The following is a 12938-nucleotide window of genomic DNA, read 5'->3' as shown; positions in this document are numbered from 1 at the left end:
GTTCAGAGATTTCATCTTCTGCGTCCCCCATAGCCACCACACAGGACCGTCCAGCAGGTTACGGCGGCGCCATTGCAGCGAACTTGCGAAAGAATTGCAGCGTCCAGACCGATGGAAAGGTGATCGCGTGGGCAGGATTCGACATGCGCCGTCGGGTATCTTTCGGGCGGCGCGGCGACGAAGGGAGGTCGGTTTTGGCTCGCTGGGTGACCCGTGTCGGACCGGCGCGTCCCGGTGCCCCGACCCTCGTCTGCTTTCCCCACGCCGGTTCCGGTGCCTCCACGTTCTGGCGGTGGCGGCAGCAGTTCCAGGTGTCCGCCGAGATCGTCGCGGTACAGCTGCCGGGCCGCGAGGACCGGATGGCCGAGTCCCGCTTCACCACGCTGGAGCCGCTGCTCGAGGCGCTGGCCGACGCGCTCGCCGACCTGACGACCCGCCGGTACGCCTTCTTCGGGCACAGCATGGGTGCGTTGGTGTCGTTCGAGCTGACCCGGCTCCTGCGACGCCGAGGGCTGCCGCTGCCCCGATTCCTCGCGGTGTCCGGACTGCCGGCACCGCAGGTACTGAGTGCCAGCGCGCCAGGCGACGACGCCGAGCTCAAGGCGCTGCTTCACCAGTTGGGGTATCTGGACGCGGAAACGGCCGCGGACCCGGATTCCGCGGCGCTGCTGGGCGCCATGCTCCCGTTGCTGCGGGACGACCTCACCGTCGCCGCGACGTACCGGTACCGCCCGGAGGCGCCGCTGCCGTGTCCCGTGCTCGCGTTCGGTGGTGATGCCGACCCGGTCGCCGCACCGGACGACGTGCGGGCCTGGAAGGCGCAGGCCGCCGGCGAGTTTGAAGGCACCATCGTGCCTGGCGGACACTTCTACCTTTTCGAACCGGAGAGCCCGGTGCTGGCGACGCTGTACGCGCGGCTCGCCGACGGGTCGGAGGAGCCGGCGTGACCGAGTCAGCTGACGGCCTCACCAGCGTTCTGGCGGTGACACCGCACGGCGGCGGCACCGGCAGGCCGGTTCTGGTCGTCGATTTCGCGGCGTTCGCCGCCACCGGAACGGTCTGCGATCTGCTGGCCGCCGACTGCGCCGGCCACGCCGTGCACCGGATCGACCCCGTCACCGACCTCGGCCGTACCGGTGCCACCCCGTCGCTGACCGCGTTGGCGCACGGTTACGCGACGCGCGTGGCCGACCTGAGACCCGCCGCGGTAGTCGGCACCTGCAGCACGGCGACACTGGCGCTGATGATCGCCGCGAACACCGGCGGCACCGGCGCCGCGGTCCCGGTACTGCTGGTGGACCCCACCTGGGTGACCACGGACGTGGTACAGGCCGAACTCGCCACCGTTCGCCGCAACCTGGGCGCCGATCTCACGCTGGCCGCCCCGGATCCGCCGACCCTGCCGGCGATCATCGACGTCCTGCAGCGGGACGCCGTCGCGGCGCTCGGCGACGAGGCCGAGTCGGTCGCCGGCCTGCTGGTGCGCCGGTACCGTTCCTGGTTCGGCTTCCTTCACGCCACGATGGACACGTCACCACCGCCACCCACCGGTGCGGTGGCGCTGATACACAGCGCCGACAGACCACCCGACATCCCACCGGGATGGCCGGACGGCGCCGTCGACGTCCACCGGATCGACGTCGCCGCCGCCGAGATCCCCCGCAGTGAGACGACCCGCGCCCGGATCACGGCACTGCTGGCGCAGTACAGCTGAACGGCGCTCAGCGCGGCTCGCCGATCGCACGCTCGCCGCGCAACCACTCGATCTCCGACGGGTCGAATCCCCACGCCGTGAGCGTCTCGTCGGTGTCGGCCCCGGGAAGCGACGCGGGCCGGTGGATACGGCCGGGGGTACGGCTGAACCGCGGCGCCGGCGCCGGTTGCACCGTCCCGTCGTGGGTCACGAACGTGCCGCGAGCGACGTGGTGCGGGTGGTCCGGCGCCTCGTCCGCGTACAGCACCGGCGTCACGCACGCGTCGGTGCCGTCGAAGATCCGGCACCACTCGTCCCGGGTCCGGGTCCGGAACAGCGCCGCGAACCGACGCCGCAGCTCCGGCCACTGCGACCGGTCGTCGCGGTCCGGCAGGTCCGCCTCCCGCCAGCCGACCCGGTCGAGCAGCACCCGGTAGAGGTACGGCTCGACAGCACCGACACTGACGTACTCGCCGTCGGCGGTCTCGTACACGGTGTAGAACGGCGCCGCGCCGTCGAGCAGGTTCGTGCCGGGTTCGCGGGTCCACTCACCGCGCGCCAACATGGCGTGCAGCATGGTCGTCAGCAGCACGGTGCCGTCCACCATCGCCGCATCGACCACCTGTCCGTGTCCGGAGCCGCGCGCCTCCAGCACCGCGCAGATCACGCCGAACGCCAGCAGCATCCCGCCACCACCGAAGTCGCCGAGCAGGTTCAGCGGCGGTACCGGGGCCGCACCGGGCGCGGCGAAACTCCGCAACGCCCCCGCGACCGCGATGAAGTTGATGTCGTGGCCGGCGGTACGTGCCGCGGGACCGGTCTGGCCCCAGCCGGTCATCCGCCCGTAGACCAGCCGCCGGTTGCGTTGCCGGCACACCTGCGGACCGAGGCCGAGCCCTTCCATTACCCCTGGCCGCTGCCCCTCCAGCAGGATGTCCGCGGACTCGACGAGCCGCAGCACAACCTCCACGCCCTCGGGGTGGGCCAGGTCCACCGCGACCGACGGCCGACCCCGGTGCAACGGTCCGCCGGCATCGGCGACCGTGGTCGGCCGGTCCACCTTCACCACGTCGGCACCGAGGTCCGCGAGCAGCATCGCGGCGAACGGCACCGGGCCGACGGCCGCCATCTCCACGACCCGCAGCCCCGCGAGTGGCCCACCACCGGCCACGCCGGCGCTGCCGGCCGGTGTCACAGGGGCGCTGCCGGCCGATGTCACAGGCTCCGCGGCCGCACCATCCATGTCCGCTCCAACTTCTCGATGAGCGTTGCGCTGTGCAGCAGGTTCGCCTGCTCCCAGGCGTACCCCGCCAGGTACCTCCGGAAGGCGTCGGGAGGTTCCTCGGCGTGCAGCAGCAACCGGCGGTTGGCGACGATCGACGGGTTGCGCAGCCGCTCCGCGGCCGCTGCCACGGCGTCCTCGAGCGCCTCCGGCGGCAGCACCTCGTCACAGAACAGGCGCCCTTCCGGATCTTCCACCGGCAGGGTCACGCCGCTGAAGATCACCCGCCGGGCCAGCCGCGTGCCGGCGAACCGGGTCAACCGCAGGTTCCCGCTGCCCGGGACGATGCCTTCGTTGAGCGCCGGCATCCGCAGGTACGACCCGCTGGCCGCCACCACGTGGTCCAGCAACAGCAGTTGCTGCATGCCGCCGCCGATGGCGAACGCGTCCACCACACCGATCCACGGTTTCTCGTTGCTGGACGCGTCCGGGCCCAGCGACAGGTCGTCGTACGGGTCGTCGCCGAGCCGGTGCCCCCGCAGCATCTTGTTCATCGGCCCCAGTTCCCGCCGCAGCATGAACTCCAGCAGCGTGATCCGGCCGTGGTACAGGTAGGTGAGGTTGATGCCGGAGCTGAACACGCGTCGCCCCGCGTAGCGCGGATGCGCCACCGGACCGCCGCGCAGCACCCCCACCTCGATGCCGTCGTCGAGCAGCACCAGGTCGACCGCAGTCTCCAGCGCCGCCACGGTGGCGTCGTCCTCGGCGTTGAGGAACCGCTCGTTGCGGATGGTCACGTGACCGACGTGGCCGTCCCGCGCCACCATCACCGTGCCCAGGTCGACCTGCCCGTCGCGACGGAACTCCGCCAGCAGTTCCCGCGCCGCCGCAGTCGGTTGGAGCATCGCATGCACCAGGTGCGGTCCGACCCGGTCGGACCGCAGCCAGGAGGCGGCGACCATCCCCAGGTCGATCTCGTAGCCTTCCTTGTCCCGCTGCGGTCGACCGGCCTCTATCGCCAACGCGGCCGGGTCGGGCAGTAGTCCGGGATGCCCGGCGGTGGCCGCCGCGACCAGGTCGGCCAGCCGCATCCCGTGACACCCACCGGCCAGCTCGTCGTACCAGGCGTCGCCGTGCCGCCGCAGATACGCCCTGCGGGTGCGGCGGCAGACGGCGTGGATCCGCGCGGCGGCGGCCCGCTCGTCCGGGCCCCGGTCCGGCTTGTGGGGCAACCGACCCAGCAGGTCCGCGCCGGCGGCGAGATGGTCGGCGACCGCGGCCGTGTCCGCGGCGAACCCGCCCGTCACCCGCGGGCTGCGGGCGGCCCAATGCTGGCTGGTTAGGTGTGTTCCCATACCACGCTCCCAAGAGTTCCGCGGGTGGCCAGCCGGTACGTCATGTCCGCGACGAACCAGCGGACGTCGGTGTGGACCGCGTAGTGGTCACCGTCGTACACCACCACGTCGGCGTGGGCCGTGGTGAACGGCTGCCACGACAGCGCCGGCATGATGTCCGCCGCGCCGTAGTAGGAGACGATGTCGCATCCGACACCTCGCGGCTCCGGTGCCCGGCAACTGCGCGCCACCTCCAGGTCGGCCCGCATGATCGGGGACACGACATCCACCAGGCCGTCCAGCACCGGCGAGTCCGGGACACCGGCGTTGTGCAGCATCTCGCGGACCATCCGGTCGATCATCTCGTCGGAGCCGCCACCGGTGTCCACGATGCGGTCGGGCGGCGAGGAGCCCACCGTGAAGATCGTCACCACCGGTACCCGCTTGGCCACCTCGAAGGCGAGCATGCCGCCGAGGCTGTGGCCGAGTAGCACCAGCGGTCGGTCGAGCTCCCGGGCCGCAGCCGCCAGCAGATCCGCGCACTCCGCCATCGACGTCACGAACGGGTCACCGGTGCGGCGGTCCCGGCCAGGCAGACAGGCGGCGGTGACCCGCCAACTCGGCGGCACCGACCCGGCCCAGTTGCTGAACGACCTCGGTCCGGCCCCGGCGCCGGGCAGGAGGAACAGGTCCAGCTCCGGTTCCTCGTCAGGGCTGGCCAGGCTCACCAACGTGGGGTCCTTGAAGCGGCCTCGGGCCACACCATCACCTCCGGAACCTCGGAGACGTCAGGGCTTCCGGCAGCGAAGGTGTCCAGGTCAGGACCGTCGACGAGGCGACACGGGGACGGGTCACCTGTCAGGTGACGGAGCAGGGGGTCGACGGGCAGCGGGGTGTCGCTCGCTGCCAGGACGACGTTGCCGGACCGGCGGCCCCGCAGTGTCTCGTCGTGGGCGAGCAGGCACACGTACGGGAAGACCGTTCGTAGGCTCGTCAGCTGGGACCGGACAGTTGTGAGTGGACCGCCGTCGGCGATGTTCGCCACGTACTGGCCGCCGGGGCGCAGCACCCGGGCGGCCTCCTCGACGAACTCGACCGCCAGGACGTGCGCGGGGATAGCCAGTGCCGTGTACACATCGGCGATGATCACGTCGTACCGGCCGTCGCGGGTGTCGGTCAGCACGGCACGGGCGTCCCCTACCCGCACGTCGACCCGGGCGGCCGATGGCAGCGGCAGCTCCCGCCGCACCAGGTCGACGAGGGCGCCGTCGGCTTCGGCGACGTACTGCCTCGCCACGCGGGTGGCGGCGAAGTACCGCGGCAGTGTCAACCCGCCGCCGCCGAGGTGCAGGATGTCGATCTCAGTCTGCCGGGGCCGGCCAGCATCGACGACATGGGCGATGCGCCGCATGTAGTCGAATTCCAGCCGGGTGGGGTCGTCCAAGTCGACATGCGACTGCGGCACGCCGTCGAGCAGCAGGGTGTACGCCCGCGGCCGGTCCGGATCTCGCACCAGCACGGCCGTGCCGGAGTCGACCCGGACCTCGACCCGTTCGTCCTGTCCCGGCTCAGGGCCACTCCCTGTCCATTCGGGCGCCACCGTGACCGCCGGGGCCAGCTCGGTCGGGGTCGGGTTGTCGAGGATGTCGAGGAGGTCGACGTCCTTGCCCAGTTCCGAGCGGATCATGGCCTGGATCCGTACCGCGGTCAGCGACGTACCGCCGAACTCCACGAAGTCACTCTCCGCGTCGAGCACGTCATTCTTCAACGCGGCTCGCCAGATGGTGACCAGGGTGGCGACGAGATCGTCGGACATCTCTTCCTCACCTCGTGCTATCTATCGGGTTCAGTGCCACCGCGACACTGGTCTTCCGGTCCAGTTCGGCACCGCGCCGGCGCTTGGCCTCGGTGCTGCCGCGACCGAGCACCAGTTTTCGGGCGCCCGTCGCGATCGCGCGCCGGAGAGGTTCGTAGATGACCATGTTGAAATACGCGTAGGTGCCCTCGACCCGGGAAGGGTCACAGCCCCAGCACCGGATCCGCCGCACCGTGTCCTGTCGCGATACGACGGTGAACGCGACCGGATCCTGTCCCGTCGGGTCATCCTCGTGGCAGGCGACCAGGCAGGTTGCCTGGTCGCCCAGGGTTTCCGCGATGCCGGCCAGGTAGCTGGCGTAGTCCTCGACGGTGCCGGCCACCGTGTATCTCTGCTCAACATTGCGCAGCAGCGGCGCCAGTCGCGAATGACGCGTGAGCAGGTCCAGTTCGACGATCCGCAGCCCAGCCCCCTGGAACCGGCGCTGCTCCCGAGTGATCATCGCCTGCTGCTTCCGTGGCCGCGTCGCCAGGTATCCGGCGAAGGAGTCGAACCGGATCGGGATGTACGGCTCGTCGCTCGTCACCAGCGTCGGGTCCTGGGCGGCGACCTGTGGCAGCACGGCGGCGAGCGATTCAGCGTCCAGGAGCGGGAAACAGGCGAAGTCGAGCTGGTCGGCCTCCGCGGTCACCAGCCGCCAGGCATCTCGCACGAGCGCCTCGCGGACCGGTTTCGGCGGAGCCCCGGGCGCCACCACGACCAACCCGGACGCCCGGCCCAGGGAGCCCAGGTAGCAGCCGGTCCGCCAACCTCGGGTGACCCGCGAGCCGCCGAGCACCAGCCGGGGGTGTGGGGTCACCCGGTACGGCCGGGTCACCGGGTAGATGGGGAGCAGGCCGATCGGGATCCCCGGCCGGTCCTCGACGACGACGTACCGGGCCGACTGGCCGACCTCGGCGAGGGCGCGTTCCGCCCGGATCAGCTCCCGCCGGTCGACGTCGTCGAGCAGTACGTCATCGCGACCGGTGACGACATCAGCGAGACGGGTGCTGATCCGGACTCCAGAGGACTGGGTCATCGACGCACCTCGCCGACCGCCGCGCCCCCGTCATCGGCCAGGGCCGCCGCCAGACTGGCAATCGTCGGGTACTGGAACAGATCCAGCAGCGCCACCTCACGTGACAAGCGGCGGGCGAGTTCGGTCTGCACCCTCAGCAGGTCGGCCGACGTACCGCCGCAGTCGAAGAAGTTGGCGTCCGGTGGCGGGGCCTCCGCGACGTGGAGAACCGTGCGCCACGCCTGCGTGATCGTGGCGACCAGGGTGATGTCCTCGGTCTGGCGCAGGGAGCCGGATTCGTCCGCGGTCTCCGCGAGTGCCGCGAGCCGGGCCAGATCCGGTTTGCCGTTCGGGGTCAGCGGCAGCTCTGGCAGGACCACCACCCGGGTGGGGGTCATCGTCGCCGGCAGTCGCTCCGCGAAGTGCCGCAGCACCGCCTCATCGGTCAGCCGCTCCGGGTTCCCGACCACGAACGCGAACACCTCGGTCGTGTTCGACCGGACCGTCGCGGTCACGACACAGTCGCTGACCTGGGAGTGTTCCCGCGCGACGGCTTCCAGCTCCGCCGGCTCCACCCGGAGCCCGTTGACCGCCAGTTGCCGATCCGCACGGCCGGTGAGCACGATGCGGCCGTCCGGTCGGCGCCAGCCCAGGTCACCGGTGTGGTACTCGCGCACCCCGTCCCTGGTCCGGAACTGACGGGCCGTCCGGGCCGGGTCGGTGAGGTACCCGAGGGCCAGGTACGGGCTCCGTACCACGATCTCACCGGTGCCGTTCACCGGCGCTGGGGAGCCGGTCGGGGTTACCACCGACAACCGCGCGGCCGGGCTCCCGGAACCGATTACCCCCTCCACCCCTGCCTCGGCCACGCTGGCCACCTGTGGGGTCTCGGTGGTGCCGTAGTACGACAGCAGCCGGGCCCGGGGGAAGAGGACGCGGGCGTCGGAGAGCCCGCTCCGGGTCACCGCCGCCCCGCCGAACCCGACCAGCCGGACCGAGTCCAGCCTGACCCCTTCCGCAACCGCAGCCGCACCGAGCACCCGTGCCATGGCCGGTGTCAGGTGCAGCACCGTGGGTGCCACCTCCGCGAGCCAGCGCACCATCTCGACCGGAGACTCCGCCGCCGCCCGTGGCGGTACGAACAGGCGCGCGCCGATGCAGAGCGGGGTGAGCAGGTCACGCAGCAGCGGATCGTGGCCCACCCCGGACAACAGCGCGAACCGGTCCTGCCGGGTGAGCTCGAGCTCGTACCACTGCACGAACGCCTGCAGCGGCTCCGCCGCCGCGGCGATGGCCACCGGCTCGCCGGTGGTGCCCGAGGTGAAGGTGACGTACGCGGCGTCGGCCGGTACCGGGGCACCGCCGGCCAGGGCGTGCTCGCCGAGCTGGTCGGCCAGGCCCGGATGCTGCCCGTCGGTGGCGTCCCACCAGCTGCCGAGCTGAACCTGCGAGATCATCCGGTGTAGTCGTCGCGGTGGCTGGGTCGCGTCGAACAACGCGAACGGGACACCGGCAGTGAGCGCGGCGAGGACCCCGACCGCCACCGCGGGGGTCCGTGCGGCCAGAATCCCGACCGGTCCCTTCCCGCGCCACCTCGCGGCCAGCTCCGTGACCGTGGCGGCGAGGTCCGCATAGGTCTGGGTGTCGCCGATCGCCGGCGCGTCGCCGTGCCGTTCGGCGGCCTGCCGAAACCGCTCGGCGATCCCGGGGCCCGGGGCCACGAACTCGGTGGGCTCCCGCCCCGGGTCGTGCACTCCGAAGTCGAGGTCGGAATGCGCCGCCGCCGGTTCCCGCGCGATGAGCGGCAACAGGGTCGCCAGGTGGCCGGCCATCGCCTCGACCTGCCCCTCGTCGAAGAGGTCCGTGTCGTAGACGACCTCCAGCCTCAACTCGTCACCGTCCTGGACGAAGTACCAGGTCAGATCGAAGAGGGCACCGGCGAGCGGCGCGGGCAGCGGCTCGACCGCACAGCCGGGCAGCCGCAGTGGTGCCGCTGGGTACGACAGCATGTTGCACCAGATCTGGAACAGCGGATTGGCGCCCGGGACGCGGGGGGCGTTGACCTCACGCACCAGCACGTCGAACGGTACGTGCGGGTGCGCCAAGGCCGCCATCAACCGGCGGTGGGTGGCGGCGATCAGGTCCGCCGCCGTCGCCGTCGGGGGCACCTCACAGCGCAGCACCAGGGAGTTGTTGAAGAATCCGACCAGGTCTTCGGCGCGCGGGTCGTCACGCCCGGCCACCGGCATGCCGAGCAGGAACTCCGCACGGTCGCAGTACCGGGCGAGGATCATCTGGACGCCGGTGACGAGAACGGTGAAGACGGTGGTGCGCAGCCGCTGTGCCAGGTCCCGGACGGCCGCCGTCGTGGCCGACGGCAGCGGCGCCGTCACCCGCCCGCCCTGGAACCGTGGCCGTGCCGGGCGGGGACGCTGCCCGGGCAGCCGCAGCGGCGGCGGGATGGTGGCCAGCTCCGCGCGCCAGAAGTCCAGTTCGGCGGCGATGGCCTGGTGGTGCGCGGAGGCTGCCTGTTCGGCGGCCAGGTCGATGAACTGTGCCGGCAACGGTTCCCAGGCCGGATCGGCACCGGCACGTACCGCCGTGTAGGCCAGCCCGAGGTCGCGCTGCAGCACGGTGAAGGACCAACCGTCGGCGACGATGTGGTGGGCGAGCAGCAGCAGCGCGTGGCGGCCTGGTCCCAGTTGGAACAGCACGGCCCGGAACAGCCTGCCACCCGCGAGGTCGAACCTGGCGCGGCTGCTCTCCGCGTCGCACCGCGCAGCCAGTTCCGCTTCGCTGACAGGCACCACCGCGAGCTCGACCGACGCGAACTCGACGACCCGTTGCACGTCCCGGCCGGCCACCGACTCGATGGTGGTACGCAGTGCGGCGTGCCGACGGGCCACCAGGTCCAGCGCCCTGGTCAGGGCGGCGATGTCGAGCTCGCCGGTGATCCGGTGCAGTACCGGCAGGGTGTACGCCCGACAGTCCGGATACAGCTGGTGCAGCAGCAACAACGCCCGCTGTGCGGCGGACAGCGGCCCGATCCGCCGACTCGGCCGTTCGACCGGGAGCACGGGTGTGCCGGGGTGCTCCCCGATCGTCTCGGCGATGGCGCGGACGGTACGCAGTCGGTACACCTCGGCCACCGGCAGTTCGATGCCGAAGTCGCGCCGGATCCGCCCGCAGAGCCGCACGGCGGCCAGCGAGTGCCCGCCCAGGGCGGCGAAGTCGGCGGTGAGGTCGACCTGGTCCAGGCCCAGCACCTCGGCCCACAGCCGGGCCAGCGCCTCCTCGGTCTCGGTCCGCGGTGTGTCGTCGACGGGCGCGACGACCGGAGGGGGGCGCCGGGCCAGCGCCACCCGGTCGACCTTCTCGTTGACGGTTAGCGGGAGGGCGTCGACGACGACCACCCAGTGCGGCACCATGTACGACGGCAGCAGATCGCGCGCGTGGTCGAGCACCTCGGCCGGGGTGGCGGTGCCGGTGACGTAGCCGCAGAGGGCCTCGCCGGCGGATTCCGGCTGTACCACGACTGCGGTCCCGACGCCGGGATGCCGTTCGAGGACGGCCTCCACCTCTTCCGGTTCGACCCGGAACCCCCGCAGCTTCACCTGCCGGTCAATCCGTCCACAGTAGACGAGATTGCCGTCGGGTCGGCGTCTTGCCAGGTCGCCGGTTCGGTAGAGGCGGGCGGCGGGCGCCTCATTGAACGGGTCGGGGAGGAACCGTTCCCGGGTGAGGTCGGGGCGTCGGTGGTAACCGAGTGCCACCTGGACCCCACCGATCCAGAGTTCCCCGACCTCCCCGTCAGGGACCGGCTCGCGATCCGGGTCCAGCAGGTGGGTGGTGACCCCGCGGACGGCGACCCCGATCGGGGCCCGGCCGTCGTCCGGTTCGGGGTCGTCGAGCCGGATGTCGTACGCCGTGGCGATGACGTGGGTCTCGGTCGGGCCGTACGCGTTGATCAGCGCCAGCCCCGGCACCCTGGCGGCGATGTCGCGCAGCAGCCGTTCCGGAATCGGCTCCACGCCGACCATCACCCGGCGCAACCGCAGCTCGCCCGGATGGGTGTCCAGCCATGCACGCAGCGCCGGGAGCAACACCGTGGGCAGGTATGCGTGCGCCACCTGTTCCCGGGCCAGCAGGGCGAACAACGCCTCCGGGTCGAGCCGTGTCTGCGCCGGGACGACCAGCAGGGTGCCGCCGGCCGGCAGCACCGAGAAGATCTCGTACACCGAGACGTCGAAGCCGATCGACGCCCACATGGTGCCCACAGCCCCCGGTTCCAGGGGCTGTCGCGCCGAGAAGTCGGTCAGCAGGTTGGTGAGCCCTCGGTGGTGGCACAACACCCCTTTGGGAGTGCCGGTGGACCCGGAGGTGTAGATGAGGTACGCCGGCTCCTCCCCGTGCGCGACCGGGAAATCCCCCGGACACCGCTCACCGGCGTGCCACCCGACCGGTCGTGCCGGCAGCGCGACGACAGGCGCCGGGGTCGGCGCCGGTGGGAGACCCGGGGCCTGCAGGACAGCGGCCGGGGCCGCCTCCCGGAGCACGGTGGCGATCCGGCCCGGCGGCAGCTCCGGGTCGACCGGTAGGAAGACCGCGTCGGCGGCGAGTGCGGCCAGGACACCGATCACGTATCCGGTCGACGCCCCGGCGAAGACCGCGACGACGTCGCCCCGGCCAACCCCCGCCGCCCGCAGCCGCTCCGCCAGCCAGGACGCCGTCTCCAGCAGCTCGCGGTAGTTGACCGACTCGTCGCCGCACCGGATCGCGGTCCGCTCCGGTGCCGCCTGACCGGCCGCGTTGACCAGCGCGAACAGGCCCGGCTCAGGCAGTGACATCGAGGATGAGCTTTCCGGTCGTCTCCCGGTTGGCCAGCGCCGTGACCGCCCTGCCCGCCTCGGCCAGCGGGTACACGTGCTCGGTGACCGGCACCAGGGTGCCCTTACCGATCATCCCGAACAGGCCGGTCATCGTCTCGGCGGTGATCCGTGGATACCGGGTGACCAGGTCGTTCGCCCAGAATCCGACGATGCTGCGTGAGCCCTGCATCAGTGACTCGGGCCGGATCGGGCTGCTGGCCCGCCCCGCCGCGGAGCCGTAGGTGACCAGTCGGCCGAGCCGGCCCAGCGTGGCCAGGGCGACGTCCATGGCAGGTCCCCCGGCCATTTCCAGATAGAGGTCGACCGGCTTGCCGTCGTTCGCGGCCAGCAGGCGGTCGGCGACGTCACCACCGGTCGGGTCGATCGCGACGTCGGCACCGAGCCGTACCGCCAGCTCCCGCTTGGCGGCGGTGGAGGCGACCGCAATCACCCGGCGGGCACCCCAGGCCCGGGCGAGCTGTACCGCCAGTGACCCCACCCCACCGGCGGCGGCACTGACCACCACGGTGTCCTGCCGGGTCATCCGGCCGGCGGTACGCAGGATGTGCCAGGCCGCGAAACCCTGGTTGGCCACCGCGAGCGCCTCCAGGTCGGTGATGGCGTCGGGGACGGGGACCAACGTCGCGGCGGGGGCGGCGACCCACTGCGCCCAGGCGCCACCGGTACGGGGCAACGCCAGGACCCGGCGGCCGTCCGGGTCGGTGCCGACCGCTTCGATGCCCGGTACATACGGCAGTGGCGGGCGGTAGCTGTAGGAACCCTCGATGACGTGTCTGTCGGCGAAGTTGATGCCGGCCTTGCCGACCCGAACCAGGACCTCGCTCTCACCGGGCACCGGTTCGTCGAATTCCGTTGCCACCAGTGACTCCGCGGGGCCGAAATCGCGTACCACGACAGCCTTCACTGTGCCTGCTTCCTAGTCCGTGA

Annotated in this window: 9 protein-coding genes and 1 pseudogene; 2 read left to right on the top strand and 8 right to left on the bottom strand. The window is 71.7% G+C overall.

Going from position 1 to position 12938, the window contains the following annotated elements:
- The first annotated feature begins 206 nt into the window (after positions 1-206).
- On the top strand, positions 207-947 hold the full coding sequence (locus tag V6V89_RS06600; RefSeq protein WP_334618061.1) for a thioesterase II family protein: 741 nt from the start codon (positions 207-209) through the stop codon (positions 945-947).
- Entirely contained in the window at positions 944-1714 is a 771-nt protein-coding gene (locus tag V6V89_RS06595) for a hypothetical protein (protein ID WP_334618060.1), read from the top strand. The genes V6V89_RS06600 and V6V89_RS06595 overlap by 4 nt, the downstream gene beginning before the upstream one ends.
- A gap of 7 nt (positions 1715-1721) precedes the next feature.
- Here V6V89_RS06595 and V6V89_RS06590 read toward each other — a convergent pair whose 3' ends face one another.
- The 8 genes and pseudogenes from V6V89_RS06590 to V6V89_RS06560 form a co-directional block, all read right to left on the bottom strand.
- Positions 1722-2936, bottom strand: a complete 1215-nt coding sequence (locus tag V6V89_RS06590; RefSeq protein ID WP_334618058.1) for a CaiB/BaiF CoA transferase family protein — start codon at positions 2934-2936, stop codon at positions 1722-1724.
- Complete coding sequence (locus V6V89_RS06585; RefSeq protein ID WP_334618057.1) at positions 2909-4270, bottom strand: enoyl-CoA hydratase/isomerase family protein; 1362 nt, start codon at positions 4268-4270, stop codon at positions 2909-2911. The genes V6V89_RS06590 and V6V89_RS06585 overlap by 28 nt, the downstream gene beginning before the upstream one ends.
- Positions 4255-5010 (bottom strand): thioesterase II family protein, encoded by a 756-nt coding sequence (locus V6V89_RS06580; protein WP_334618056.1) that lies wholly within the window; start codon positions 5008-5010, stop codon positions 4255-4257. Before V6V89_RS06580 ends, V6V89_RS06585 begins: the two co-directional genes overlap by 16 nt.
- Positions 4974-5849, bottom strand: coding sequence for a spermidine synthase (locus V6V89_RS06575; RefSeq protein ID WP_442935083.1), 876 nt, complete (start codon positions 5847-5849; stop codon positions 4974-4976). The genes V6V89_RS06580 and V6V89_RS06575 overlap by 37 nt, the downstream gene beginning before the upstream one ends.
- A gap of 24 nt (positions 5850-5873) precedes the next feature.
- Positions 5874-6065 (bottom strand): annotated as a pseudogene (locus V6V89_RS41620) (acyl carrier protein); the annotation flags it as partial.
- 7 nt (positions 6066-6072) lie between these two features.
- A complete protein-coding gene (locus tag V6V89_RS06570) occupies positions 6073-7143 on the bottom strand; it encodes a GNAT family N-acetyltransferase (protein WP_334618054.1) in 1071 nt (356 codons plus the stop codon).
- Positions 7140-11969, bottom strand: coding sequence for an amino acid adenylation domain-containing protein (locus tag V6V89_RS06565; RefSeq protein ID WP_334618053.1), 4830 nt, complete (start codon positions 11967-11969; stop codon positions 7140-7142). Before V6V89_RS06565 ends, V6V89_RS06570 begins: the two co-directional genes overlap by 4 nt.
- On the bottom strand, positions 11956-12870 hold the full coding sequence (locus tag V6V89_RS06560) for a quinone oxidoreductase family protein (protein ID WP_334618052.1): 915 nt from the start codon (positions 12868-12870) through the stop codon (positions 11956-11958). Before V6V89_RS06560 ends, V6V89_RS06565 begins: the two co-directional genes overlap by 14 nt.
- Positions 12871-12938: the final 68 nt, after the last annotated feature.

The sequence above is a fragment of the Micromonospora sp. CPCC 206061 genome (assembly GCF_036906915.1).
GTDB lineage: Bacteria > Actinomycetota > Actinomycetes > Mycobacteriales > Micromonosporaceae > Phytohabitans.
This window is presented reverse-complemented; position numbering and strand designations above follow the sequence as displayed.

Coding starts and splice junctions, on each gene's coding strand:
- V6V89_RS06565 (WP_334618053.1), bottom strand. CDS start 11,969: ATGTCACTGCCTGAGCCGGGCCTGTTCGCGCTGGTCAACGCGGCCGGT.
- V6V89_RS06585 (WP_334618057.1), bottom strand. CDS start 4,270: ATGGGAACACACCTAACCAGCCAGCATTGGGCCGCCCGCAGCCCGCGG.
- V6V89_RS06590 (WP_334618058.1), bottom strand. CDS start 2,936: ATGGATGGTGCGGCCGCGGAGCCTGTGACATCGGCCGGCAGCGCCCCT.
- V6V89_RS06570 (WP_334618054.1), bottom strand. CDS start 7,143: ATGACCCAGTCCTCTGGAGTCCGGATCAGCACCCGTCTCGCTGATGTC.